Source organism: Microbacterium sp. WCS2018Hpa-9 (assembly GCF_031843745.1).
GTDB lineage: Bacteria > Actinomycetota > Actinomycetes > Actinomycetales > Microbacteriaceae > Microbacterium.
The window spans coordinates 1-22,361 of the sequence record NZ_JAVTIY010000006.1; the positions used below are offsets into that span (position 1 = coordinate 1).

Genomic DNA, 22,361 nt, shown 5'->3' on the forward strand with positions numbered 1-22,361 from the left:
CGGGGCGCACAGCGCCCCGCCCGATCCCGTACAATTGAAGATTGCGTGTCATCGCAGGCCGTCTGTCGTGTAACGGCAGCCGGAACCTCATGAACAAAGGAAAACAACAATGACAATGACAGACCCGGTCGCAGATCTGCTGACCCGTCTGCGCAACGCGAACTCGGCGCATCACGATTCCGTGACCCTGCCGTCGAGCAAGCTCAAGACGCACATCGCCGAGATCCTCCAGCAGGAGGGCTACATCGCAGGATGGGAGACGTCTGACGCTCGCGTCGGCACGAACCTCACCCTGCAGCTGAAGTACGGCCCCAACCGTGAGCGTTCGATCGCGGGCATCAAGCGCGTGTCGAAGCCCGGCCTCCGCGTCTACGCGAAGTCCACCGAGCTGCCCAGGGTCCTCGGCGGACTCGGCGTGGCCATCCTGTCCACCTCCTCCGGTCTTCTCACCGACCGTCAGGCAGAGCAGAAGGGCGTGGGCGGAGAAGTTCTCGCCTACGTGTGGTAATCGAAAATGTCGCGTATTGGACGACTTCCCATCGACGTTCCCGCGGGCGTGACCATCTCGGTCGACGGCCGTGAGGTCGCGGTGAAGGGCCCCAAGGGTGAGCTCACCCTGACGGTCGCCAAGCCCATCGAGGTCGCGGTCGAGGAGAACCAGGTTCTCGTCACCCGTCCCGACGACGAGCGCGAGTCCCGGTCGCTTCACGGCCTGACCCGCACGCTCATCAACAACAACATCATCGGCGTGACCCAGGGCTACACCAAGGGTCTCGAGGTCGTCGGAACCGGTTACCGAGTGGCACAGAAGGGCAGCTCGGTCGAGTTCGCTCTCGGCTTCTCGCACCCGGTCCTCATCGACCCGCCCGCCGGTATCACGCTCACGGTCGAGGGCACCAACAAGCTCACGGTCAGTGGTATCGACAAGCAGGCTGTCGGCGAGGCAGCTGCGAACATCCGCAAGATCCGCAAGCCCGAGCCGTACAAGGGCAAGGGCGTGCGCTACGCCGGCGAGATCGTGCGTCGCAAGGCCGGAAAGAGTGGTAAGTAACCATGGCTCTCAAGTCAAAGTCTGACGCCCGCGCGCGTCGTCATGCCCGCCTTCGCAAGAAGGTCGTCGGCACCGAGTCGCGTCCGCGTCTCGTCGTCAACCGTTCGGCTCGCCACGTCTTCGTGCAGCTTGTCGACGACAGCAAGGGTCACACCGTGGCGTCGGCATCGACGCTCGAGACCGACCTGCGCTCGCTCGAGGGTGACAAGACCGCCAAGGCCCGCAAGGTCGGCGAGCTTCTCGCCGAGCGTGCGAAGTCTGCCGGCGTTTCCGAGGCAGTGTTCGACCGTGGCGGCAACCGCTACGCCGGTCGTGTCGCCGCCATCGCCGACGGCGCCCGCGAAGGGGGTCTGGCACTGTGAGTGACAACAAGGAGAACGAAGTGACCGAAGCGGCAGCTGCCACTTCCGAGACTGCCACCGGCACCACGCAGGCAGAGCCGTCTCAGCGCGACAACCGCCGCGGCGGTGGCCGTGGTGACCGCAACCAGGGTGGCCGTGACCGCAACTCCCGCGACCGTGGGGACAACCAGTTCCTCGAGCGCGTGGTCACCATCAACCGCGTCTCGAAGGTCGTGAAGGGTGGTCGTCGCTTCAGCTTCACCGCTCTCGTGGTCGTCGGTGACGGCAACGGTCTGGTGGGCGTCGGCTACGGCAAGGCCCGCGAGGTCCCTCTGGCGATCGCCAAGGGTGTCGAAGAGGCCAAGCGCAACTTCTTCCGCGTTCCGCGCGTCGGAAGCACCATCCCGCACCCCGTGCAGGGTGAGGCCGCAGCAGGCGTCGTCCTGCTTCGTCCGGCCGCTGCCGGTACCGGTGTCATCGCCGGTGGTCCGGTCCGCGCCGTGCTCGAGTGCGCCGGTATCCACGACGTGCTGTCGAAGTCGCTCGGCTCGTCGAACACGATCAACATCGTGCACGCGACGGTGACGGCCCTGAAGATGCTCGAGGAGCCCCGTGCGGTCGCCGCACGTCGTGGCCTCGAGTTCGACCAGGTCGCACCCGCGCGTCTCGTCCGTGCGGAGGCTGACGCCATCGCCGCACAGAAGGTAGGTGCCTGATGGCTGCGCGCCTGAAGGTCACGCAGGTCAAATCCAAGGTGAGCGAGAAGCAGAACCAGCGTGACACGCTGCGCAGCCTCGGTCTGAAGCGCATCGGTGACAGCACCGTTCGCCCCGACGACGCGCAGACGCGCGGTTACGTCAAGACCGTCGCCCACCTCGTCAAGGTTGAGGAGATCGACTAATGGCTGAGAAGAACGAAGCCGTCGAGGCCGAGAAGGCCCCGAAGAAGGCTGCCGCTCCCAAGGCCGCAGCCGACAAGAAGCCCGCCGCCAAGAAGGCACCTGCAAAGGCGTCTTCGGCCAAGGCTGACGCCGTCAAGAAGCCTGCTGCCAAGAAGGCTGCGCCGAAGAAGGATGCTCCGGCATCCCGCCCCGGCGTGCTGAAGGTGCACCACCTGCGTCCGGTCCCCGGATCCAACACCGCGAAGACCCGTGTCGGTCGCGGTGAGGGCTCCAAGGGTAAGACTGCGGGTCGCGGTACCAAGGGTACGAGGGCTCGCAACACCGTTCGCGTCGGATTCGAGGGTGGGCAGATGCCGCTGCACATGCGCACCCCGAAGCTGCGCGGGTTCAAGAACCCGTTCCGCGTCGAGTACCAGGTCGTGAACCTGGAGAAGCTCGCGGAGCTGTACCCCAAGGGTGGCGACGTCACCATCGGCGACCTGGTCGCCAAGGGTGCCGTTCGCAAGAACGAGAAGGTCAAGGTTCTCGGAAACGGCGACATCGCCGTGAAGCTCACCGTAGCGGTCGACAAGGTCTCGGGTTCTGCCGAGCAGAAGATCGTGGCGGCTGGCGGATCCGTCAAGTAACCACTTCATGAGAGGGGTCGGAGATTCTCCGGCCCCTCTTATGGGTTAGCCTGTTCTTTCAGCCGTCCTCAAGGGACCGGCAACCTTTCAGGAGGACGTCCTTGTTTAGCGCCATCGCGCGGATCTTCCGCACGCCCGACCTGCGTCGGAAGATCGGTTTCACCCTCGCCATCGTCGCCATCTACCGGCTTGGCTCGAATGTGCCTGCTCCGTTCGTGAACTTTCCGAACGTCGAGGAGTGCCTCGCGCTGAACTCCGGGACAGAGGGACTCCTCGGGCTCGTCAACCTGTTCTCGGGTGGCGCGCTCCTCCAGCTCTCGATCTTCGCGCTCGGTGTCATGCCGTACATCACCGCGACGATCATCACGCAGCTCCTTCGCGTCGTCATTCCTCACTTCGAGGCTCTGCACAAGGAGGGCCAGGCAGGCCAGGCCCGCCTGACCCAGTACACGCGCTACCTCACGATCGCCCTGGCGCTGCTGCAGTCGACCACGCTCGTGACCGTGGCCCGCAGCGGCCAGCTCTTCGGCACGACCGACATCGCCGCGTGCCAGAACCTCCTCACCAACGACGTGTGGTGGGCGCAGCTGCTCATGATCATGACCATGACCGCCGGCACCGGACTCATCATGTGGTTCGCCGAGCTCGTCACCGAGCGCGGCATCGGCAACGGCATGTCGCTGCTCATCTTCACCTCGATCGCCGCCACCTTCCCCGGCGCCATGTGGCTCATCTGGGAGAGCAAGGGCTTCGAGGTCTTCCTCCTGGTGCTCCTGGTCGGGATCATCGTCATGGCGCTCGTGGTGTTCGTCGAGCAGTCGCAGCGGCGCATCCCGGTGCAGTACGCCAAGCGCATGGTCGGTCGTCGCACCTACGGCGGCACCAACACCTACATCCCGATCAAGGTCAACATGGCCGGCGTGATCCCCGTGATCTTCGCCTCGTCGCTGCTGTACATCCCTGCACTCATCGCGCAGTTCAACACCCCGCAGGACGGCTCCGAGCCGGCCGCATGGGTGACCTGGATCAGCGCGAACTTCACGACCGGCAACAGCCCCATCTACATGGCGGTGTACTTCCTGCTGATCATCGGCTTCACGTACTTCTACGTCGCGATCACCTTCAACCCGGTCGAGGTCGCAGACAACATGAAGAAGTACGGCGGGTTCATCCCCGGCATCCGTGCCGGTCGTCCCACCGCTGAGTACCTTGACTACGTGCTCACCCGCATCACGCTGCCCGGGTCGATCTACCTCGGCCTTATCGCGCTGATCCCGCTGATCGCTCTCGCCACCGTCGGCGCCAACCAGAACTTCCCGTTCGGTGGCGCGTCGATCCTCATCATCGTCGGTGTCGGTCTCGAGACGGTCAAGCAGATCGACGCGCAGCTGCAGCAGCGTCACTACGAAGGGCTCCTCCGATGACTCGATCAGCTCGTCTTCTCATCGTCGGTCCGCAGGGATCGGGCAAGGGTACGCAGGGCGTCCGCATCGCCGAGTCGTACGGCATCCCGGTCGTCTCGACCGGAGACATCTTCCGCGCGAACATCAAAGAGGGCACGCCGCTCGGCCAGCAGGTCACAGCCATCCTCGACAAGGGTGACCTGGTTCCCGACGAGCTGACCAGCGAGATCGTTCGCGATCGCCTGTCGCAGGACGACGCGGCCAACGGCTTCCTGCTCGACGGATACCCCCGTAATGCGGCTCAGGTGCAGCATCTCGACGCGTTCCTGGCTGCTCGCGGCGAGTCGCTCGACGCCGTCATCCTTCTCGACGTCCCCCGCGAAGAGAGCATCGAGCGGTTGAAGCTCCGTGCTGCCGAGCAGGGCCGTTCGGATGACACCGACGAGGCCATCGCGCACCGCCTGGACATCTACGAGCACGAGACGGCCCCGATCCTCGAGGTCTACGGCCCCCGTGGCATCGTCGACCGCATCGACGGGGTCGGCTCGCTCGACGAGATCACCGAGCGTGTGTTCGCGGCTCTCGTCGCTCGCGGCCTGCGTCTCGCGGCCTGAACACCGCACCATGTTCCGCAAGTCGATCTACAAGAACGCGGCTCAGCTGCGCGCGATGGTCGAGCCCGGCCTCATCACGGCCGCGGCACTGGATGCTGTCCGGCCGCTGATTCGACCGGGCGTCACGACGCTCGAGCTCGACGCCGAGGCCAACCGCGTGATCCTGGCCCGTGGCGCCGAGTCGAACTTCCAGCTTGTTCGCGGCTACCGGCACACCACGTGCATCTCGGTCAACGAGGAGGTCGTGCACGGCATCCCCGGTGAGCGGGTCCTGGAGGCCGGCGACATCGTGTCGATCGACTGCGGAGCGCAGTTCGAGGGGTGGAACGGAGACAGCGCGATCACGGTCGTCGTCCCCGATGACACGCGCCCCGAGCTCGTGGCGCAGCGGCAGGAGCTGTCGCGCGTGACAGAGGGGTCCATGTGGGCCGGTATCGCCGCAATGGCGTCCGCTTCACACCTGGGTGACATCGGCGCCGCCATCCAGGGTTTCATCGAGGCTCAGGGCCCGTCAGCCGTCTCAGGCGAGACCTACGGCATCCTTCGCGAATACGTCGGCCACGGCATCGGTCGCAAGATGCATGAGGCGCCGAGCGTCTTCAACTACCGCACGCCCGATCCCGGTGCTGAGGTCAAGCCCGGTCTCGTGCTGGCCATCGAGCCGATGGTGACCGCCGGCAGCGACGAGACCTTCGTCGAGGACGATGACTGGACGGTCTCGACGGTCGACGGCACCGACGGATCGCACTGGGAGCACAGTGTCGCGCTGCACGCGGATGGCATCTGGGTGCTCACCGCACCCGACGGGGGAGCGGCAGGCCTCGCACCCTTCGGCGTGACGCCGACGCCGATCGCCTGACCTGTCGGCACCAGCAGGCGCGGCGAGATCTGTGATCCTGCTCGCGATCACAACGCGCACATAGGTTTCTCCGGGCACAATGGGTGTATGGGTGCGCATGCACCCGCAGACTTCAGGCCGGGTCCGCCACGGGCGGGCCGCGACAGAAACGGAAAGCAATGGCAGCCGCGAAGAGCAACACCAACTGGTTCGTGATCGGCGTCTCGGCGGCTGTGGTGGTCGTCCTGGCCGTTCTCGCCTTCGTCGTCGTGTTCCTGAACAACCAGGCCACCGATCCCGGCACGGCCCCGCAGAGCTCCATCGTCAACGAGGAGACCGGCGCGATCTCGTTCGGCACGGGCGAGGACGAGATCGACACGTACGTCGACTTCATGTGCCCCGTGTGCGGACAGTTCGAGGACGCCTACGGCGAGCAGCTGCAGGCCGCAGCGGCTGATGACCAGATCACGCTGAACATCCACCCGGTGTCGATCCTCAACCGATACTCCACGACGGGCGAATACTCGTCGCTTTCCGCGGGTTCGATGTATTGCGTCGCCGCAGAGGCTCCCGACTCGACCCTGGACTACTTCAACCTGCTCTTCGCGAACCAGCCGGAGGAGAACTCCGCCGGACTCAGCGCCGATGAGCTGAGCGCCCTCGCCGAGCAGGCGGGCGCGGGCGCCGCCGCAGACTGCATCGCCGACGGCACCTACAACAAGTTCGCCGAGTCGCAGACCAAGGCGCACGAGATCTCTGGAACGCCGACCATCGAGATCAACGGCACCCGCATCGAGAACAGCGAGATCGCCACGGAGTTCGCCAAGATCCTCGGCTGATCTTCATCATTCGCATAACGGGAGTTCCGGCATCCTGCTCAGGTTGCCGGAACTCCCGTTGTCGGATAACATAGATCCTTGGTGCCTTGCGCCTTGATTCGGCGTGTCTGAATCGGCACAAGTACCGCAATCCAACCACCCACCGCAGATCGACCGGTCTGCAGAAGCGTCAGCGAGGCTATGGCTAAGAAAGACGGTGTCATCGAGATCGAGGGCGTGATCTCCGAGGCTCTGCCCAACGCGATGTTCCGCGTTGAGCTCTCCAACGGACACAAGGTCCTTGCAACGATCTCAGGCAAGATGCGGCAGAACTACATCCGCATCATCCCCGAAGACCGCGTGGTCGTAGAGCTCAGCCCCTACGACTTGACCCGTGGACGAATCGTCTACCGCTACCGCTGATCGGTCGAGAAGTAACACCCCAGGCACTCAGCCTGCCCGGTGAAGACAGCGAATAGGAAACATCATGAAGGTCAACCCCAGCGTCAAGCCCATGTGCGATCACTGCAAGGTGATTCGCCGCCACGGCCGCGTCATGGTCATCTGCAAGAGCAACCCGCGCCACAAGCAGCGCCAGGGCTGAGCACCCGTCGGCTTGCCGACGGACTCTTCGGATCTGACTCACAACTCAATACACACAACGGCAGGATCAGATCCCACGCAAGTGGGGGACACCTCGGGACAGAGGCCCGAGCACCGATCCTGCTCCACACCTCTACCAATCTCAGGAGAACCGCATGGCACGTCTTGCCGGCGTTGACATCCCGCGCGATAAGCGCGTGGTGATCGCCCTTACCTACATCTACGGCGTCGGCCGTACCCGCTCGGTCGAGATCCTCAAGGCTACAGAGATCGACGAGAGCATCCGCGTGAAGGACCTCAGCGATGACCAGCTGATCACCCTCCGCGACTACATCGAAGGCAACTACAAGGTGGAGGGTGACCTGCGCCGCGAGGTCGCCGCAGACATCCGCCGCAAGGTCGAGATCGGCTCCTACGAGGGCGTCCGCCACCGTCGTGGCCTCCCGGTCCGTGGTCAGCGCACCAAGACCAACGCCCGTACCCGCAAGGGCCCGAAGCGCACCGTCGCAGGCAAGAAGAAGGCCCGCTAAGCGCGGCCCCCAGGGACTAGGAGAACACTTTCATGGCTGCACCCAAGGCCGCCGCGCGCAAGCCGCGCCGCAAGGAAAAGAAGAACATCGCGCTGGGCCATGCCCACATCAAGTCGACGTTCAACAACACCATCGTTTCGATCACCGACCCGTCCGGCGCTGTCATCAGCTGGGCATCGTCGGGTGGCGTGGGCTTCAAGGGCTCGCGCAAGTCGACCCCCTACGCCGCTGGCCTGGCCGCCGAGTCGGCTGCCCGTCAGGCGCAGGAGCACGGCGTCAAGAAGGTCGACGTCTTCGTCAAGGGACCGGGCTCGGGTCGCGAGACCGCGATCCGTTCGCTGACGGCCGCCGGCCTCGAGGTCGGCTCGATCCAGGACGTCACCCCGCAGGCGCACAACGGTTGCCGCCCGCCGAAGCGCCGCCGCGTCTGATCCGGCTGGTTGAGCCGCTCGGTCCTTCGGGGCCGAGCGGCTCGACGCCCGCCAGCGCGGGCATCGACTCCCAAAACTCAAAACCTCACCCCACCACATGTCATATAGCGGGCATGTGATCGAAAGGAACACAGAGTGCTTATTGCACAGCGTCCCACACTGACCGAGGAAAAGATCGTCGAGAACCGTAGCCGGTTCATCATCGAGCCTCTGGAGCCCGGCTTCGGATACACGATCGGCAATGCGCTTCGTCGCAGCCTGCTGTCGTCGATCCCCGGCGCCGCGGTCACCAGCGTTCGCATCGACGGCGTGCTGCACGAGTTCAGCACCATCCCCGGCGTGAAGGAGGATGTCACCGAGATCATCCTCAACATCAAGCAGCTCGTGGTCTCGTCGGAGCGCGACGAGCCCATCACCGCTTACCTGCGCAAGACCGGTTCGGGCGAAGTGACCGCCGCTGACATCTCGGCTCCGGCCGGTGTCGAGGTCCAGAACCCCGAGCTCGTCATCGCGACGCTCAACGAGACCGCGAAGTTCGAGCTCGAGCTCACGATCGAGCGTGGCCGTGGCTACGTCTCGGCGACGCAGAACCGTAACGAGTACGCCGAGGCCGGTCAGATCCCGATCGACTCGATCTACTCGCCGGTGCTCAAGGTCAGCTACCGCGTCGACGCCACCCGTGCGGGTGAGCGCACCGACTTCGACAAGCTCGTCCTCGACGTCGAGACCAAGTCCGCCATCAGCCCCCGCGACGCTGTCGCTTCGGCTGCGAAGACGCTCACCGAGCTGTTCGGTCTCGCTCGCGAGCTGAACGTCGAGGCTGAGGGCATCGAGATCGGCCCGGCACCGGTGGAGGCAGTGAACTCCAGCGAACTGTCGATGCCGATCGAGGACCTCGACCTCTCGGTCCGCTCGTACAACTGCCTGAAGCGTGAGGGCATCAACACTGTTTCCGAGCTCGTCGCCCTGTCGGAGACGCAGCTCATGAACATCCGCAATTTCGGCCAGAAGTCGGTCGACGAGGTGCGCGACAAGCTCATCTCGCTCGGTCTGTCGCTCAAGGATTCGGTGCCCGGTTTCGACGGCGCCCACTTCTACGGCGGCAGCGAAGACGAGTCCTTCTGAAACCCGACCTTTCTGACCAGGAGTTAGACGATTATGCCCAAGCCCACTAAGGGTCCCCGCCTCGGAGGCGGCCCCGCACACGAGCGTCTGCTGCTTGCCAACATGGCGGCACAGCTCTTCATCCACAAGTCGATCAAGACGACCGAGACCAAGGCCAAGCGCCTGCGTCCGCTCGCAGAGCGTCTCATCACGCTCGGCAAGCGCGGCGACCTGAACGCGCGTCGTCGTGCGATGACCGTGCTGCGCTCCAACAAGGACGCCGGACACGTGCTCTTCACCGAGATCGCTCCGCTCGTCGCAGACCGTGAGGGTGGCTACACCCGCATCACGAAGGTCGGCAACCGCAAGGGTGACAACGCCCCCATGGCAGTGATCGAGCTCGTTCTCGAGCCCGTCACCCCCAAGGCGAAGTCCACCAAGAAGGCTGCCAAGGCTGAGAAGCCCGCCGAGGTCGTCGAGGAGGCTCCCGCTGAGGAGGCTCCCGTTGACGAGGCCACCGACGCCGGCGCCGAGTCGCCGGCCGAGGGAGAGGCAGCCGAGGCTGCCGCCGAGGACGCTGTCGAGAAGAAGTCCGAGTAAGCACCTCGCTCGTTCGAAGAAGCCCGCCGCCCCGAAAGTGACGGCGGGCTTCTTCGTTTCCGGGGCGCTGGAATCAGCGAGTACGCAGATCCTTGCGCAGGATCTTTCCGGATGCCGACTTCGGAATCGCGTCGATGAACTCGACCTGTCGTACCTTCTCGTGAGGTGCGACGTGCGCGGCGACGTGTGCCATCACGGCATCCGCGTCGAGCTCCGCACCCTGCTGCACCACCACGAACGCCTTCGGGACCTCTTGTCCATCGGCATCCGGCACCCCGATGACAGCCGCATCGGCGATGGACGGATGCTCGAGCAGCACCGCCTCGAGCACTGCCGGTGCGACCTGGTAGCCCTTGTACTTGATGAGCTCCTTGAGCCGGTCGACGATGCGGAAGATGCCGTCGCGCGTCACGGTCGCGACGTCGCCGGTGTGCAGCCAGCCGTCGGCGTCGAGCATCTCGGCTGTGGCGTCGGGCCTGTTCAGGTAGCCGGCCATCACCTGGGGGCCGCGGATCAGCAGCTCACCCGGTTCGCTGGCGCCCTCATTCGGCGCATCGACGTCGGTGCCGTCTTCGGCGACGAGCCGCGCCTCGGTGTTGGCGAGCAGCATGCCGACCGACGAGCGGTCGATGTCGGGTCGGTCGTAGGGGATCGCATGGGTCACGGGACTCGTCTCGGTCATGCCGTAGCCCTGACAGACGGTGCATCCGAGGCGATCGGCGACTGCAGTCGCCAGGCCGCCGTCGAGGGGAGCGGCCCCTGAGAAGATGACCTTGATCGCCGAGGTGTCGTACTGGTCGATGAGCGGATGCTTCGCGAGGGCGACGGCGATCGGTGGCGCGATGAAGACCCAGCTGGTGCGGTGCTCCTGGACGACGCGGAGGAAGTCCGTGAGATCGAACCTGGGCATCGTGACCAGCGCCGCTCGCTGGCGCAGCGCGAAGTTCAGCAGCACCGTCATGCCGTAGATGTGGAAGAAGGGCAGGACGGCGAGCACGCGGTCGTCGTCGCCGAGCGAGATCGTGGAGCGGCACTGGCTGACATTGGCGATCAGGTTGCGGTGCGTCAGCATGACGCCCTTGGGTCGACCGGTGGTGCCCGAGGAGTAGGGGAGCACTGCGAGATGTGTCGCCGGGTCGAAGCTCACCTCGGGGGCGGTGCGGCCCTCGCCGAGCAGGGCGGGCAGCGACGGATGCCCGTCGGCGCCGTCGAGGACGATCACGTGGTCGTCGTCTAAGCCCACCGCGGCGGCCGCCGCTTTCGCCCCGGCAAGCAGCGGCGAGACGGTGATGAGCAATGTCGCCTCGGCATCCGTCAGCTGATTCGCGATCTCATCGGGTGTGTAGAGGGAGTTGATCGTGGTGGCCGTCGCCCCGGCGCGGAGGATGCCGTGGAAGACCGTCGCGAAGGCGGGGATGTTGGGGCACAGCACGCCCACCTTCGTCCCGACGCCCACCCCGCGCGCGGCAAGAGCGCCGGCGAACAGGTCGATCTGCGCGATCAGCTGGCGATAGGTCGTGGTCGCACCGCTGACGCCGTCGACTATCGCGACCGCATCGAGACGGTCGTCCTCGACATCACCGAACAGGAAGTCGTGGATCGAGACCTTCGGGATCTCGACATCGGGATAGGAACTGCGCACCATGAGATCTCCTTCGATCCGGGTCATCGACGACGCCGTCTGATGCGATCCAGTGTCGCACAGGAGGAGACCGGGTCCCAGGGTCTCCTTCGCGCGGGAGGGTCAGGATGCGCGGCCCCCGCAGCGCGGCGCGAAAGGGGAGGGAGCCTGCGGGTAGGCTGATCCGGTGACTGATGCAGAGACCCTGAGCAGAGGGCCTCGCGCCTACACGGCATTCATCGGCATCGGCCTGGTCGCAGGCCTCCTCTCCGGCCTCTTCGGCGTCGGCGGCGGCACGGTGATCGTCCCGCTGCTCGTGCTCTTCCTGCACTTCAACCAGCGGCTCGGCGCCGGCACGTCGCTCGCGGCGATCGTCCCGACCGCCACGGTCGGGGTCATCTCGTACGCGATCAACGGATCGGTCGCCTGGATCCCCGCGCTGATCCTCGCAGCGGGCTCGGTGGTCGGCGCGCAGATCGGCACCCGGATGCTGCCGAAGATCTCGCAGACGGTGCTGCGCTGGTTCTTCGTCGGCTTCCTCGTTGTCGTCATCGTGAGCCTGTTCCTGGTGGTCCCGTCACGCGACGCGGAGTTCGAGCTGCAGCTGCTCAACGGTCTCGCCCTCGTGGTGGTCGGTGTCGCCACCGGCATCCTGGCAGGGCTCATCGGGGTGGGCGGCGGCGTGATCGTCGTGCCGATCCTGATGCTCGCATTCGGCACGAGCGACCTCGTCGCCAAGGGCACATCGCTGCTCATGATGATCCCCACCGCGATCTCGGGCACGATCGGCAACCTGCGCAATCGCAACGTCGATCTCGTCGCCGCGGCGTTCGTCGGAGTGTCCGCCTGCACGACCACCGCGCTCGGCGCATGGCTGGCCACGCTGATCGACCCGCAGGTGGGGAACATGCTGTTCGCGGCATACCTGGTGGTCATCGCGGTGCAGATGGCGATGAAGGCGATCAAGGGTCGGAAGAACAGGGACTGAGCGGTCTTTGATCCGGCCGTCGGGCACCGATCCCCACGACCGAGAAAGTAGGATCGAGGGGTGGCAGTGAACCAAGATCTGGTCGGCCGGGAGTTCCCGCCGACGTCCCCCTACCTCGTCGGCCGCGAGAAGGTGCGCGAGTTCGCGCGCGCGGTCTTCGCCGACGCTCCGCAGCACACCGACGTCGAGGCTGCGCGTGCGGCCGGTTTCGCCGATGTCGTGGCGCCGCCGACCTTCGCGATGGTCATTCAAGACCTCACGCTGCAGCAACTGCTCGCCGAACCCGACTCGGGCATCGTGCTGGCACGCACGATCCACGCCGAGCAGAAGTTCGCCTACTCCCGGCCGATCGTCGCGGGCGACGAGCTCACGGGCCGGCTGCGCGTGACCGCCATCCGCATGATGGGCGGCAACGCCATGATCACCAGCGCGGCAGAGATCACGGATGCCGCCGGCGAGCACGTCGTCACCGCCACCAGCGTGCTGCTGGTCGGCGCCGAAGAAGGAGCAGAGTGATGCCGTTCGCTGTCGGAGACGTCGTCGCAGAGCGCACAGTGCACATCACCCGCGAGTCGCTCGTGCGGTATGCAGGAGCATCGGGCGACTTCAACCCGATCCACTACCGTGACGACATCGCCGCCGAGGTGGGTCTGCCCGGCGTCCTCGCGCACGGCATGCTCACGATGGGCATCGCCTCGTCGGTGGTCGTCGCGGCTCTCGAGCCGGGCACGCGAATCCTCGACTACGGCGTGCGATTCACCAAGCCGGTCGTGGTCGACCCCGCAGACGGAGCCGACCTTCACGTCGTCGCCACCGTCGGCGCCGTCGACGAGGAATCGACGCGCATCGACCTCAAGGTCACGTTCGGCGAGACGACCGTGCTCGTCAAGGCGCAGCTGCGCGTCGCCGCCTGATGGGCGACGGCGTGGTGCACGAGGTCGAGCCGCTCAGGCTGGCGACCCTGACGACCCTCCGAACGGGCGGGGCGCCCGAGCGGATGCTCGAGGCGTCGACCACCGCTGAGCTGATCGACGCGCTGACCGACGTCTGGTCGCGCGGCGACGAGTGGTTCGTCCTCGGCGGCGGCTCCAACCTGTTCATCGGTGACGACTCGTTCGAGGGAACCGTTATCCGCATCCTCACCCGTGGCATCGAAGAGCTTCCGTCGCCGCACGCCGGACGCATCCGGCTTCGCGCGCAGGCAGGACACGGCTGGGACGATCTCGTCGCCTACGCCGTCGAGCACGGTTATGCCGGACTCGAGGCGATGAGTGGCATCCCCGGCACCGTCGGCGCCTCGCCGGTGCAGAACATCGGTGCATACGGTCAGGAGATCCAAGAGACCCTGGTCGAGGTCGAGCTGATCGACGAGGCGACAGGCGAGGTGTCGGTCGTCCCGGCATCCGAGCTCGGGCTCGGGTTCCGGACCTCTGTGCTCAAGCACCACTACGGCAGCGTGCCGCAGCGCCGAGCCGTCATCCTGTCGGTCACGGTCGATCTTCTCGTCGCCGAAGAGCGCGTCGTCCGCGGGGAGCAGCTGCGCAGGGCACTGGGCCTCGATTCGGACGCCCCTGTGCCGCTCACCTGGGTGCGGGAGCGGATCCTCGCCACCCGCGCCTCGAAGGGGATGCTGCTCGACGAGAACGACCCTGACACACATGGCGTCGGCTCGTTCTTCCAGAATGCGATCGTGCCCGAGGTCGTCGCCCGCGCCCTGCCACCCGAGTGCCCGCGCTGGCCGGTGACCCCCGATCTCGACACCGTCACCGTGATCCCGCTCGCCTCGTACGAAGGCTATGTGCCCGCCGCGAAGCCGGAGGCGCCCGACGTGAAGGTGAGCGCCGCCTGGCTGATCGAGCAGGCCGGAATCCGCAAGGGCTTCAAGCTGCCCCGATCGCGCGCGTCCGTCTCGACCAAGCACGCTCTCGCCCTCACGAACCGTGGCGGCGCGACGGCCGCCGAGGTGTCTGAGCTCGCGCGCTTCATCCAGAGCCGCGTGCACTCCGAGTTCGGGCTCGTGCTGCAGCCGGAGCCCGTGCTGCTCGGCGTCGAACTGTAGCTCGTCAAGCCCGTCGCGGCACCGTGCCCGACTGACAACGTCGCCCGTTCGCCGTACACTCGCGGCATGAGCGGACTGATCCCCTACCTGCTGTTTCCCGGGAACGCAGCCGAAGCACTCGAGCACTACCGCGCGGTCTTCGGAGGGGAGCTCCAGCTTCTCGACTACGCCTCCGCCGGACGCCACGACGGGCCGTCAGATGCGATCGCTCACGGACAGCTCGCGGGGCCGGTCGAGCTCGCGGGTGCGGATGCAGGAGCCGACGACGATGCCGTGCAGATGAGCGGGATGTTCCTGTCGCTGCTGGGCACCGCGGATGCCTCGACTCTGACCAGCTGGTACGACCAGCTCGCTGAGGACGGTCGCGTGATCGACGCCATGCAGAAGCGTCCCTGGGGCGACTACGACGGTACGGTCATCGATCGCTACGGCATCCGCTGGCTGATCGGATTCCACGACGAGGCGTGAGCGCGTCGTCGGCTCTGTTCGCCGAGCAGTCGAACGCCGAGACCCCCTCGTATCCATGTGGATCCGAGGGGGTCTCGCGTTGCGACCGGGTCTGCCGGCGACTCAGGCGAACAGGCGCTGCAGGCGCTGAACGCCCTCGAGAAGCTGGTCGTCGCCGAGCGCGTACGACATGCGGATGTAGCCGGAGGGACCGAAGGCCTCGCCGGGAACCACCGCGACCTCGGCCTTCTCGAGGATGAAGTCCGCGAGCTCGAGCGACGTGGTCGGCGTGACGCCGCCCCAGGTGCGGCCGAGCAGACCCTGCACGTCGGGGTAGACGTAGAACGCGCCGAGCGGGTTCGGCACCACGAGGCCGTCGATCTTCGACAGCTCCGACACGATCAGGCGGCGGCGGCGGTCGAATGCCTCGCGGAACTGCTCGGCCTCGGTCTGCGGGCCGTTGAGAGCGGCGATCGCTGCCTTCTGGGCGACGTTGTTCACGTTGCTCGACAGGTGCGACTGCAGGTTGCCGGCGATCTTGATGGCATCGGCGGGTCCGACCATCCAGCCCACGCGCCAGCCGGTCATCGCATAGGTCTTCGCGACGCCGTTGACGAGGATCGTCTGGCCGGCCACCTCGGGCACGGCCTCGACGATCGAGGTCGCCGTGACGCCCTCGTAGGTGAGGTTCTGGTAGATCTCGTCCGAGATGATCCAGATGCCGTGCTCGAGCGCCCACTCGCCGATGGCCTTGGTCTCCTCGGCCGTGTACACAGAGCCTGTGGGGTTCGAGGGGGAGACGAACACGAGCGCGGTCGTGCGCTCGGTGCGGGCGGCCTCGAGCTGCTCGACCGTGACCTTGTACTCCTGGGCGGCGCCCGCGAACACCTCGACCGGGGTGCCGTCGGCGAGGCGGATCGCCTCGGGGTAGGTGGTCCAGTACGGAGCGGGCAGCAGCACCTCGTCGCCCGGGTTCACCACGGCCTGGAACGCCTGGTAGACCGACTGCTTGCCGCCGTTGGTCACGATGACCTGGCTCGGCGAGACCTCGAGTCCCGAGTCGCGCAGCGTCTTCGCGGCGATGGCCTCGCGCAGTGCCGGAAGGCCCGGGGCGGGGGTGTAGCGGTAGCTCGCCGGGTCGGCGAGAGCCTCAGCCGCTGCGTCGACGATGAACTGCGGCGTCGCGAAGTCGGGCTCGCCGGCGGCATACGAGATGACGGGCTTGCCTTCGGCCTTGAGGGCCTTCGCTTTGGCATCGACCTTGAGGGTCGCGGACTCGGCGATGGCGGACAGCTTGCGAGAGAGAGGAGCGCGTTCGGTCACGACTACGAGCGTACTCGGGTGGGGCGGGTCGATGACGGGTCGGGTGCCATCAAGAATCGTGGTTCTTTCCAGCGCTCGCCGCGGACTCGACGGATGCAGCGTCTTGTGCCCGTCGTCGCCGCCGCTGCACGAGGAAGAACGCGCCGATCGCGGCCGCGAGGCACGGGATGCCGAAGGGAAGCGTCGAGCGGAACTCGTCGGTGAGCGCGGTCGAGGCGGCGATCGCCAGCATCAGCACGGCCCCGATGATCGCGCCCGGCCGCGAGCCCCACACGGAGTACTTCGGCTTCTCGCCGCGCGCGGCCAGGCGGCGGCGGAACGCGACGTGGGTCACGAAGATCATGAACCACGTGAACAGCGCGCCGAACATCGAGATCGCGAACATGATCGCGAAGGCATCGGCCGGGTTGAGCACGTAGATCACGGTGGCGACCGCGATGCCACCGGTCGAGAGCAGCAGGGCGTTCAGAGGAGCGCCGTTCCTGCCGACCTTGCCGAACATCCGCGGTGCCTCGCCGGCACGCGACAGCGAGAACATCATGCGCGTCGAGATATAGAGCTGGCTGTTCATGGCCGACAGCGCGGCGATGATCACGACGAAGTTCAGCACGGAGTCCGCGAAGGGGATGCCGATGACCTGCATGACAGTGACGAACGGGCTCGATCCGGAGAGGATCTCGGAGACCGGCGCGATGGAGACGATCAGCGAGAGCGTGAGGATGTAGAAGATGAGCAGTCGGAAGGCGGTGACCTTGAACGCCTTCTTCACGGCCTTCTCTGGTTCTGCGGCCTCGCCGGCGGCGACCGCGATCATCTCGATGCTGAGGTAGCTGAAGATAGAGACGATCACGGCGAACCACATGCCGCTCAGGCCGTTCGGCATGAAGCCGCCTTCTGCCGCCCAGTTGTGCACTCCACGCTTCTGGTCGCCCGAGAAGAAGACCAGCCAGCCCGCGACCACGATGAACGCGATGATCGCGAAGACCTTGATCGCCGAGAACCAGTACTCGAGGGTTCCGAAGCTCTTGACGTTCATCGCGTTGACGAGGATCAGCGCTCCGCCGAACAGGATGACCCAGATCCACGGCGGGATGCCGGGGAACCACAGCTGCATGTACTCGCCGACTGCTGTGACCTCGGTGCCGACGGCGAGCACGATGCATCCCCAGTACATGTACCGCACCAGGAACCCGGCGAGCGGCCCGATGTAGTGCTCGGCATACGCTCCGAACGACCCGGAAGTCGGATGCTGCACGGTCATCTCGGCGAGCGCCGCCATCAGCAGCAGAGCGATCATGCCGCCGATGAGATAGCTCAGCACGACGCTAGGACCAGCGAAGCCGATCGCGAACCGGCTGCCGAGGAACAGGCCGGTGCCGATCGCGCCGCCGAGCGCGATCATGCCGAGCTGCCGCGCCGTCAGGGCTTTCTGCAGACCGATCTCTCGGGTCTGGATATCGGAGAATTCAGCCATGGCTGTCCTTCCAGCGTCGTTGCTTTCGGTGAGGAGCGCCGCAGTGGCCTTCTTCGGACTCGAGCGCGACGAGAGTCTTGCAAGGATTCGACCTCGATGGCACAGTCATGAAGATGATTCGAGATGTTTCCGAATTCTTGAATCCTGTTCGAGCTGGGGCTCGACCGAGGGGGGGGACGATGATGTTGGCATTGACGGATGGGGACCGGCGGATCCTGCACGAGCTGTCTCGCGACGGGCGGCTGTCGAACAAGGAGCTGGCGGCCCGTGTCGGACTCGCGCCGTCGACGTGCCATGGCCGTGTGCGACTGCTCGAGGACGCCGGGGTGATCCGCGGCTACCGCGCGGTCGTCGACCCGCAGGCGGCGGGGGCGGCGATCAGCGCCCTGGTGTCGGTCGCGGTGCTCGACCACGCCCGCAGTCAGGTCACCGATCTCGTGCCGCTCATGCGAGCGCTGCCCGGGGTGCAGCAGGTCTTCCTCCTCGGCGGTGACCGCGACCTCGTGATCCACGTCGCTGTGGCCGACGTGCCCGCCCTGCGCGAGTTCATCAGGGTCAACATCGGCGCGCACCCGGACCTCGGCCAATCGCAGACGCAGCTCGTGTTCGAGCACGCCGTCGGCGTCGCCCCGGCGTGAGCGGCGGGGCAGCGCGTGGCGGCGCGGCCGCTACGCTGAATGCTCATGAGTGCGGACGGGATGCCGATGGATGCTGACGAGCTGACGCCTGAGGCCGGAGTCCGGCCGCAGCACCTCATCGTGACGGTCTTCGGTCGCTATGTCCGTGCGCACGGGGGTGAGATCCGCATCGCGGCCCTCATCGAGATGATGTCCGCGCTGGGCATCGACCCCGGTGTCGTGCGCTCCTCGGTCTCGAGGCTGAAGCAGCGCGGGATCCTCGTGAGCGAGGGGGGAGGCGCCTACCGGCTGTCGTCGTCGCTGGAGGGCGTCTTCGCGGCCGGCGATCGTCGCATCTTCGAATCGCGCAGAGCCGAGACTGCTGACCCGTGGCTGCTCGCCTCCTTCAGCATTCCCGAGAGCGAGCGGCCCCTGCGCCATCAGCTGCGCAAGCTCCTGCAGCGGCTGGGCTTCGGGCAGGTCAGCGGAGGGCTCTGGATCGCTCCCGGCCTGATCGCGGAAGAGACCGGGACGGCGCTGCAGGGTGCCGGGCTCGACGGCTACGTCGAGCTGTTCCTCGGCTCGCGGGTGTCGTCGGATCCGCTCGACGAGGCGGTGCGCGAGTGGTGGGATCTCGAGGCCATGGAACCGCTCTATCGCGGGTTCGTCGAGTCGTTCGGAGCTGTGATCGGCGAGACCGACGAGCGACTCGCGTTTGCGGCCCACGTGCGCGCCATCACGCAGTGGCGTCGTCTGGTCTACCTGGATCCGGGGCTGCCGCTCGGGCTGCTCCCGGACGGGTGGATCGGAGTCGAGGCGGCCCGCGTCTTCGCCGAGCTCCACGCGAGCCTCGAGCCGTCGGCCGAGCGCTTCGTGACATCCGTGATGAGCTGACACTGCATATCGGTATCGCACTTGCGTGACGGTCGTCACATGTGTGACACTTCTTCGACACGGAGTGAAGGAGCTTTCATGACCGAGCACGAACTGCGCTGGGACAGAGTCCCGCAGGTGACCCGCAGCGGAGAAGAAGACACCCAGACGATGTCATCGGGTGGGTGCGTCCGCGTCTCAGGCGTCGGACCCCAGCACACCGAGGCCACGAAGATCTGGTTCGGCCAGGTGTCGAACGATCCCGGCTACCGGTCGCTCCCGCACCACCACGGCGAGGCCGAGACCGGCGGATACGTGCTCCGTGGCGCCGGCCGGATCTACTTCGGAGAGGGATACCGCGAATACCTCGACATGACCGCCGGCGACTGGGTCTTCGTGCCTCCGTTCATGCCTCACGTCGAGGCGAACATGTCGGTGACGGATGAGCTCGTCTGGCTGACGACTCGCACTCCCGACAACATCGTGGTGAACCTCGACGACGTCGATGACTCGACGCTCGAGGGCTTCCGTCGCGTATGAGCACCTCTGCTGCGTTCCATCGCGCGATCGCCCTGACCGAGGTGACGACGACGCGAGCCGACCGGGCGTTCGAGGCCCAGCCGCAGCCGGTGCCGTGGCCCAAGGCCTATGGCGGAGACCTGGTCGCCCAGAGCGTGGCGGCGGCTCTTCGCACGGTGGGTGACGACCGGTCCCTTCACTCGGTGCACAGCACGTTCCTGCGGGGCGTCGATGTGGCGGAGCCCGTGCACTACGAGGTCGAGATGATCCGCGACGGCCGGGGGTTCTCGACGCGGCACGTGCGCGGGCACCAGCACGGAAAGCTGGCATTCATGGCGACCGCGTCGTTCCATGTGTCCGAGGCTTTCCCCGAGCACGCTCCGCCGATGCCGGAGGTGCCGATGCCCGAGCTGCTGCTCTCGTCAGCCGAGGTCCTCTCGGGCGTCGACGGCGCGGACGTCGAGTACTGGTCGCACGGCCGCAGCTTCGACATGCGCCACGTGCCCGGCAGCGTCTACATCGAGATCGAGGGAGAGCGCACGGCGCATCAAGCGGTCTGGGTGCGCGCCTTCGATCGGCTCGACGACCACCCGCGCACCCACCAGCTGGCGATCGCCTACGTCTGCGACTACACGATCCTCGAGCCGGTGCTGCGTGTGCTCGGGCTCCCGTGGCGAACCGAGGGGCTGGTGACCGCCAGTCTCGATCACGCGATGTGGTTCCACACAGCCGCTCGTGCCGACGAATGGCTGCTCTACGCGCAGGAGAGCGCGGCGATCTCCGACGGCCGCGGCCTCGGCCTCGGCCGGTTCTACACCCGCGACGGGCGGCTCGTCGCCACCGTCGCGCAGGAGGGGATGATCCGCCCGGGTCGTCCGCTCTGACCACACCTCCACTTCAGTCCGAAGGGACCAGCAATGACGCTTTCCCCCTCTGCGCATGTCGACACGTTCACGCGCGATTCCCTCCCGCCGGCCCACCTGTGGCCGACGCTCGAGTTCACGATCCCCGATGTCCAGTACCCCGAGAGGCTGAACGCCGCGGTCGAGCTCCTCGACCGCACCATCGACAGCTTCGGCGCCGACCGCCCGGCGATCCTGCTCGCCGACGGCACCTCGTGGAGCTATCGCGAACTGCGCAGACGCGTCGACCAGTTCGCTCAGGTCCTCACCGAAGACCTCGGCCTCGTTCCGGGCAACAGGGTGCTCCTGCGCATGCTCAACGGCCCCTGGACCGTCGTCTGCTGGCTCGGGGCGCTCAAGGCGGGAATGGTCGTCGTCACGACGATGGTGGCGTGGCGTGCGAGAGAGCTGCGCCCGATCGCCGAGCGGGTGCGGCCCGCCGTCGCGGTGGTGGATCACCGGGGTATGAGCGACGCCGAGGCCGCGTTCGGTGAGCTGGCCGTCGCGCCCGCCGTGCTCGTCTCCGGGGGCGACGACGACGCACTGATCCGTGCCTGTGAGGCGAAGAGCGGCGAGTTCGCGGCGGTCGACACCGCGGCCGACGATGTCGCGCTCCTCGGAGCCACCAGCGGCACCACCGGCGTGCCGAAGATCACGATGCACTTCCACCGTGACATCCTCGCCAACGCCGACACCTTCGCTCACCACGTGCTGCACCTCACATCCGACGACGTGAGCGCGAGCACGGCGCCGCTCGCCTTCACGTTCGGTCTCGGCGGCAACGTCGTGTTCCCCCTGCGCACGGGTGGCGCGATGGTTCTCGTCGAGCGCGCGACCCCGGTCGAACTCGCCAAGCTCATCGAGCCGCTCGGCATCACGGTGCTCTATACGGCTCCGACCGGCTACCGAAGCGTGATCAAGGAAGGACTGGCCGGTGAGCTGCGCCGTCTGCGCATCGCCGTCGCGGCCGGCGAGCACCTCACGATCTCGACCTTCGACGCGGTGGAGGCCGCCAGCGGACTCCGACTGGTCAACGGCATCGGCGCGACCGAGATGCTGCACGTGTTCATCTCGGCATCCGGAGACGACATCCGTCCTGGCACGACGGGGCGGGCCGTGCCCGGGTATCGCGCAGCGATCCTCGACGACGACGGGCGCGAGCTCGGGGTCGGTGAGCCAGGGCGCCTGGGCGTGATCGGGCCGACCGGATGCCGCTACCTCGACGACGAGCGTCAGAGTGTCTACGTGCACGACGGGTGGAACATCACCGGCGACACGTTCGTGCGCGACGAGGACGGCTACTTCACCTTCCAGGCCCGCAACGACTCGATGATCGTGACGGCCGGGTACAACGTCGGGGCTCCCGAGGTCGAAGAGGTCGTGCTCGGCCACCCGGATGTGCTCGAGTGCGCCGTCGTCGGCTGCCTCGACCCCGAGCGCGGCATGATCGTCGCCGCGTTCGTCGTCCCCCGCGACGGCGTCTCGCCGTCCGATGACCTGACGACGAGCATCCTCGATCACGTCAAATCCCGACTGGCCGTCTACAAGTGCCCACGTCGCGTCGACTACCTGACCGAGCTGCCCCGCAATCCCAGCGGCAAGGTGCAGCACTTCATCCTTCGCGAACAAGCGGCCGCCACGGCCGATGTCGCCGTCACCGAAACCCGAGGAGCCTGAC

Annotated in this window: 29 protein-coding genes; 26 read left to right on the forward strand and 3 right to left on the reverse strand. The window is 66.5% G+C overall.

What is annotated here, in order from left to right; genetic code table 11:
- The first annotated feature begins 109 nt into the window (after nucleotides 1-109).
- The 16 genes from rpsH to rplQ all read left to right on the forward strand — a co-directional run bounded on the left by rpsH (nucleotide 110) and on the right by rplQ (nucleotide 9,860).
- Nucleotides 110-508 (forward strand): 30S ribosomal protein S8, encoded by a 399-nt coding sequence (gene rpsH / locus RQG82_RS12970; protein WP_140037891.1) that lies wholly within the window; start codon nucleotides 110-112, stop codon nucleotides 506-508.
- A gap of 6 nt (nucleotides 509-514) precedes the next feature.
- Nucleotides 515-1,051, forward strand: a complete 537-nt coding sequence (rplF, locus tag RQG82_RS12975; RefSeq protein ID WP_042538776.1) for a 50S ribosomal protein L6 — start codon at nucleotides 515-517, stop codon at nucleotides 1,049-1,051.
- A 2-nt stretch (nucleotides 1,052-1,053) separates the two neighbouring features.
- Nucleotides 1,054-1,413, forward strand: coding sequence for a 50S ribosomal protein L18 (gene rplR, locus RQG82_RS12980; protein ID WP_042538778.1), 360 nt, complete (start codon nucleotides 1,054-1,056; stop codon nucleotides 1,411-1,413).
- A 20-nt stretch (nucleotides 1,414-1,433) separates the two neighbouring features.
- Nucleotides 1,434-2,108, forward strand: a complete 675-nt coding sequence (gene rpsE / locus RQG82_RS12985) for a 30S ribosomal protein S5 (RefSeq protein WP_052492887.1) — start codon at nucleotides 1,434-1,436, stop codon at nucleotides 2,106-2,108.
- Complete coding sequence (rpmD, locus tag RQG82_RS12990) at nucleotides 2,108-2,293, forward strand: 50S ribosomal protein L30 (RefSeq protein WP_042538783.1); 186 nt, start codon at nucleotides 2,108-2,110, stop codon at nucleotides 2,291-2,293. Before rpsE ends, rpmD begins: the two co-directional genes overlap by 1 nt.
- Nucleotides 2,293-2,919: a 50S ribosomal protein L15 gene (rplO, locus tag RQG82_RS12995; protein ID WP_311259485.1), complete on the forward strand. Its 627-nt coding sequence runs from the start codon at nucleotides 2,293-2,295 to the stop codon at nucleotides 2,917-2,919. Before rpmD ends, rplO begins: the two co-directional genes overlap by 1 nt.
- Before the next feature lie 101 nt (nucleotides 2,920-3,020).
- Entirely contained in the window at nucleotides 3,021-4,343 is a 1,323-nt protein-coding gene (gene secY / locus RQG82_RS13000; protein WP_042538786.1) for a preprotein translocase subunit SecY, read from the forward strand.
- Nucleotides 4,340-4,936, forward strand: a complete 597-nt coding sequence (locus tag RQG82_RS13005; RefSeq protein WP_311259486.1) for an adenylate kinase — start codon at nucleotides 4,340-4,342, stop codon at nucleotides 4,934-4,936. The genes secY and RQG82_RS13005 overlap by 4 nt, the downstream gene beginning before the upstream one ends.
- Before the next feature lie 10 nt (nucleotides 4,937-4,946).
- The gene (map, locus tag RQG82_RS13010) at nucleotides 4,947-5,795 is read left to right on the forward strand and encodes a type I methionyl aminopeptidase (RefSeq protein ID WP_311259487.1); all 849 of its coding nucleotides are present in this window, start codon (nucleotides 4,947-4,949) and stop codon (nucleotides 5,793-5,795) included.
- 158 nt (nucleotides 5,796-5,953) lie between these two features.
- Complete coding sequence (locus tag RQG82_RS13015; protein WP_311259488.1) at nucleotides 5,954-6,613, forward strand: thioredoxin domain-containing protein; 660 nt, start codon at nucleotides 5,954-5,956, stop codon at nucleotides 6,611-6,613.
- A gap of 180 nt (nucleotides 6,614-6,793) precedes the next feature.
- Nucleotides 6,794-7,015 (forward strand): translation initiation factor IF-1, encoded by a 222-nt coding sequence (gene infA, locus RQG82_RS13020; RefSeq protein ID WP_017201569.1) that lies wholly within the window; start codon nucleotides 6,794-6,796, stop codon nucleotides 7,013-7,015.
- A gap of 64 nt (nucleotides 7,016-7,079) precedes the next feature.
- Nucleotides 7,080-7,196 (forward strand): 50S ribosomal protein L36, encoded by a 117-nt coding sequence (rpmJ, locus tag RQG82_RS13025; protein ID WP_033106073.1) that lies wholly within the window; start codon nucleotides 7,080-7,082, stop codon nucleotides 7,194-7,196.
- A gap of 154 nt (nucleotides 7,197-7,350) precedes the next feature.
- Nucleotides 7,351-7,725, forward strand: a complete 375-nt coding sequence (gene rpsM / locus RQG82_RS13030) for a 30S ribosomal protein S13 (protein ID WP_311259489.1) — start codon at nucleotides 7,351-7,353, stop codon at nucleotides 7,723-7,725.
- A gap of 32 nt (nucleotides 7,726-7,757) precedes the next feature.
- Nucleotides 7,758-8,156: a 30S ribosomal protein S11 gene (rpsK, locus tag RQG82_RS13035; RefSeq protein WP_042538796.1), complete on the forward strand. Its 399-nt coding sequence runs from the start codon at nucleotides 7,758-7,760 to the stop codon at nucleotides 8,154-8,156.
- A gap of 135 nt (nucleotides 8,157-8,291) precedes the next feature.
- Complete coding sequence (locus RQG82_RS13040) at nucleotides 8,292-9,281, forward strand: DNA-directed RNA polymerase subunit alpha (protein ID WP_042538798.1); 990 nt, start codon at nucleotides 8,292-8,294, stop codon at nucleotides 9,279-9,281.
- Between the two features lie 33 nt (nucleotides 9,282-9,314).
- Nucleotides 9,315-9,860, forward strand: a complete 546-nt coding sequence (gene rplQ, locus RQG82_RS13045; RefSeq protein WP_311259490.1) for a 50S ribosomal protein L17 — start codon at nucleotides 9,315-9,317, stop codon at nucleotides 9,858-9,860.
- Nucleotides 9,861-9,933: 73 nt separating this feature from the next.
- Here the strand turns inward: rplQ and RQG82_RS13050 are convergent, their stop codons facing one another.
- Nucleotides 9,934-11,505 carry an AMP-binding protein gene (locus RQG82_RS13050; RefSeq protein ID WP_311259491.1) on the reverse strand — a complete coding sequence of 524 codons (1,572 nt, stop codon included), beginning with the start codon at nucleotides 11,503-11,505 and terminating at the stop codon, nucleotides 9,934-9,936.
- Nucleotides 11,506-11,668: 163 nt separating this feature from the next.
- Between RQG82_RS13050 and RQG82_RS13055 the strand changes: the two genes are divergently transcribed.
- From RQG82_RS13055 to RQG82_RS13075, 5 genes are all read left to right on the forward strand, one after another.
- Nucleotides 11,669-12,469 (forward strand): sulfite exporter TauE/SafE family protein, encoded by an 801-nt coding sequence (locus tag RQG82_RS13055; protein WP_311259492.1) that lies wholly within the window; start codon nucleotides 11,669-11,671, stop codon nucleotides 12,467-12,469.
- A 60-nt stretch (nucleotides 12,470-12,529) separates the two neighbouring features.
- Nucleotides 12,530-12,985, forward strand: a complete 456-nt coding sequence (locus RQG82_RS13060) for a MaoC family dehydratase N-terminal domain-containing protein (RefSeq protein ID WP_311259493.1) — start codon at nucleotides 12,530-12,532, stop codon at nucleotides 12,983-12,985.
- Nucleotides 12,985-13,383 (forward strand): MaoC/PaaZ C-terminal domain-containing protein, encoded by a 399-nt coding sequence (locus RQG82_RS13065; protein WP_311259494.1) that lies wholly within the window; start codon nucleotides 12,985-12,987, stop codon nucleotides 13,381-13,383. Before RQG82_RS13060 ends, RQG82_RS13065 begins: the two co-directional genes overlap by 1 nt.
- Entirely contained in the window at nucleotides 13,383-14,528 is a 1,146-nt protein-coding gene (locus RQG82_RS13070; protein ID WP_396653624.1) for a UDP-N-acetylmuramate dehydrogenase, read from the forward strand. Before RQG82_RS13065 ends, RQG82_RS13070 begins: the two co-directional genes overlap by 1 nt.
- A gap of 66 nt (nucleotides 14,529-14,594) precedes the next feature.
- Nucleotides 14,595-14,996, forward strand: coding sequence for a VOC family protein (locus RQG82_RS13075; RefSeq protein ID WP_311259495.1), 402 nt, complete (start codon nucleotides 14,595-14,597; stop codon nucleotides 14,994-14,996).
- A 102-nt stretch (nucleotides 14,997-15,098) separates the two neighbouring features.
- Here the strand turns inward: RQG82_RS13075 and RQG82_RS13080 are convergent, their stop codons facing one another.
- The gene (locus RQG82_RS13080; RefSeq protein ID WP_311259496.1) at nucleotides 15,099-16,298 is read right to left on the reverse strand and encodes a pyridoxal phosphate-dependent aminotransferase; all 1,200 of its coding nucleotides are present in this window, start codon (nucleotides 16,296-16,298) and stop codon (nucleotides 15,099-15,101) included.
- A 49-nt stretch (nucleotides 16,299-16,347) separates the two neighbouring features.
- A complete protein-coding gene (locus RQG82_RS13085; protein WP_311259497.1) occupies nucleotides 16,348-17,772 on the reverse strand; it encodes an amino acid permease in 1,425 nt (474 codons plus the stop codon).
- Between the two features lie 179 nt (nucleotides 17,773-17,951).
- On the opposite strand from RQG82_RS13085, the gene RQG82_RS13090 reads away from it, so the two are divergent.
- The 5 genes from RQG82_RS13090 to RQG82_RS13110 all read left to right on the forward strand — a co-directional run bounded on the left by RQG82_RS13090 (nucleotide 17,952) and on the right by RQG82_RS13110 (nucleotide 22,360).
- Nucleotides 17,952-18,410, forward strand: coding sequence for an Lrp/AsnC family transcriptional regulator (locus RQG82_RS13090; RefSeq protein WP_311259498.1), 459 nt, complete (start codon nucleotides 17,952-17,954; stop codon nucleotides 18,408-18,410).
- A 45-nt stretch (nucleotides 18,411-18,455) separates the two neighbouring features.
- Nucleotides 18,456-19,283, forward strand: a complete 828-nt coding sequence (locus RQG82_RS13095) for a PaaX family transcriptional regulator C-terminal domain-containing protein (protein WP_311259499.1) — start codon at nucleotides 18,456-18,458, stop codon at nucleotides 19,281-19,283.
- A 78-nt stretch (nucleotides 19,284-19,361) separates the two neighbouring features.
- Nucleotides 19,362-19,802: a cupin domain-containing protein gene (locus RQG82_RS13100; RefSeq protein WP_311259500.1), complete on the forward strand. Its 441-nt coding sequence runs from the start codon at nucleotides 19,362-19,364 to the stop codon at nucleotides 19,800-19,802.
- Nucleotides 19,799-20,665, forward strand: coding sequence for an acyl-CoA thioesterase domain-containing protein (locus RQG82_RS13105; protein WP_311259501.1), 867 nt, complete (start codon nucleotides 19,799-19,801; stop codon nucleotides 20,663-20,665). Before RQG82_RS13100 ends, RQG82_RS13105 begins: the two co-directional genes overlap by 4 nt.
- 33 nt (nucleotides 20,666-20,698) lie before the next feature.
- Nucleotides 20,699-22,360, forward strand: a complete 1,662-nt coding sequence (locus tag RQG82_RS13110) for an AMP-binding protein (RefSeq protein ID WP_311259502.1) — start codon at nucleotides 20,699-20,701, stop codon at nucleotides 22,358-22,360.
- Nucleotide 22,361: the final 1 nt, after the last annotated feature.

Excerpts from the sequence above, each read along its gene's own strand:
- rpsH (WP_140037891.1), top strand. The coding sequence starts at position 110 with ATGACAATGACAGACCCGGTCGCAGATCTGCTGACCCGTCTGCGCAAC.
- rplF (WP_042538776.1), top strand. The coding sequence starts at position 515 with ATGTCGCGTATTGGACGACTTCCCATCGACGTTCCCGCGGGCGTGACC.
- rplR (WP_042538778.1), top strand. The coding sequence starts at position 1,054 with ATGGCTCTCAAGTCAAAGTCTGACGCCCGCGCGCGTCGTCATGCCCGC.
- rpmD (WP_042538783.1), top strand. The coding sequence starts at position 2,108 with ATGGCTGCGCGCCTGAAGGTCACGCAGGTCAAATCCAAGGTGAGCGAG.
- rplO (WP_311259485.1), top strand. The coding sequence starts at position 2,293 with ATGGCTGAGAAGAACGAAGCCGTCGAGGCCGAGAAGGCCCCGAAGAAG.
- RQG82_RS13005 (WP_311259486.1), top strand. The coding sequence starts at position 4,340 with ATGACTCGATCAGCTCGTCTTCTCATCGTCGGTCCGCAGGGATCGGGC.
- map (WP_311259487.1), top strand. The coding sequence starts at position 4,947 with ATGTTCCGCAAGTCGATCTACAAGAACGCGGCTCAGCTGCGCGCGATG.
- RQG82_RS13015 (WP_311259488.1), top strand. The coding sequence starts at position 5,954 with ATGGCAGCCGCGAAGAGCAACACCAACTGGTTCGTGATCGGCGTCTCG.
- infA (WP_017201569.1), top strand. The coding sequence starts at position 6,794 with ATGGCTAAGAAAGACGGTGTCATCGAGATCGAGGGCGTGATCTCCGAG.
- rpmJ (WP_033106073.1), top strand. The coding sequence starts at position 7,080 with ATGAAGGTCAACCCCAGCGTCAAGCCCATGTGCGATCACTGCAAGGTG.
- rpsM (WP_311259489.1), top strand. The coding sequence starts at position 7,351 with ATGGCACGTCTTGCCGGCGTTGACATCCCGCGCGATAAGCGCGTGGTG.
- rpsK (WP_042538796.1), top strand. The coding sequence starts at position 7,758 with ATGGCTGCACCCAAGGCCGCCGCGCGCAAGCCGCGCCGCAAGGAAAAG.
- rplQ (WP_311259490.1), top strand. The coding sequence starts at position 9,315 with ATGCCCAAGCCCACTAAGGGTCCCCGCCTCGGAGGCGGCCCCGCACAC.
- RQG82_RS13050 (WP_311259491.1), bottom strand. The coding sequence starts at position 11,505 with ATGGTGCGCAGTTCCTATCCCGATGTCGAGATCCCGAAGGTCTCGATC.
- RQG82_RS13065 (WP_311259494.1), top strand. The coding sequence starts at position 12,985 with ATGCCGTTCGCTGTCGGAGACGTCGTCGCAGAGCGCACAGTGCACATC.
- RQG82_RS13070 (WP_396653624.1), top strand. The coding sequence starts at position 13,383 with ATGGGCGACGGCGTGGTGCACGAGGTCGAGCCGCTCAGGCTGGCGACC.
- RQG82_RS13075 (WP_311259495.1), top strand. The coding sequence starts at position 14,595 with ATGAGCGGACTGATCCCCTACCTGCTGTTTCCCGGGAACGCAGCCGAA.
- RQG82_RS13085 (WP_311259497.1), bottom strand. The coding sequence starts at position 17,772 with ATGGCTGAATTCTCCGATATCCAGACCCGAGAGATCGGTCTGCAGAAA.
- RQG82_RS13090 (WP_311259498.1), top strand. The coding sequence starts at position 17,952 with ATGATGTTGGCATTGACGGATGGGGACCGGCGGATCCTGCACGAGCTG.
- RQG82_RS13095 (WP_311259499.1), top strand. The coding sequence starts at position 18,456 with ATGAGTGCGGACGGGATGCCGATGGATGCTGACGAGCTGACGCCTGAG.
- RQG82_RS13100 (WP_311259500.1), top strand. The coding sequence starts at position 19,362 with ATGACCGAGCACGAACTGCGCTGGGACAGAGTCCCGCAGGTGACCCGC.
- RQG82_RS13105 (WP_311259501.1), top strand. The coding sequence starts at position 19,799 with ATGAGCACCTCTGCTGCGTTCCATCGCGCGATCGCCCTGACCGAGGTG.
- RQG82_RS13110 (WP_311259502.1), top strand. The coding sequence starts at position 20,699 with ATGACGCTTTCCCCCTCTGCGCATGTCGACACGTTCACGCGCGATTCC.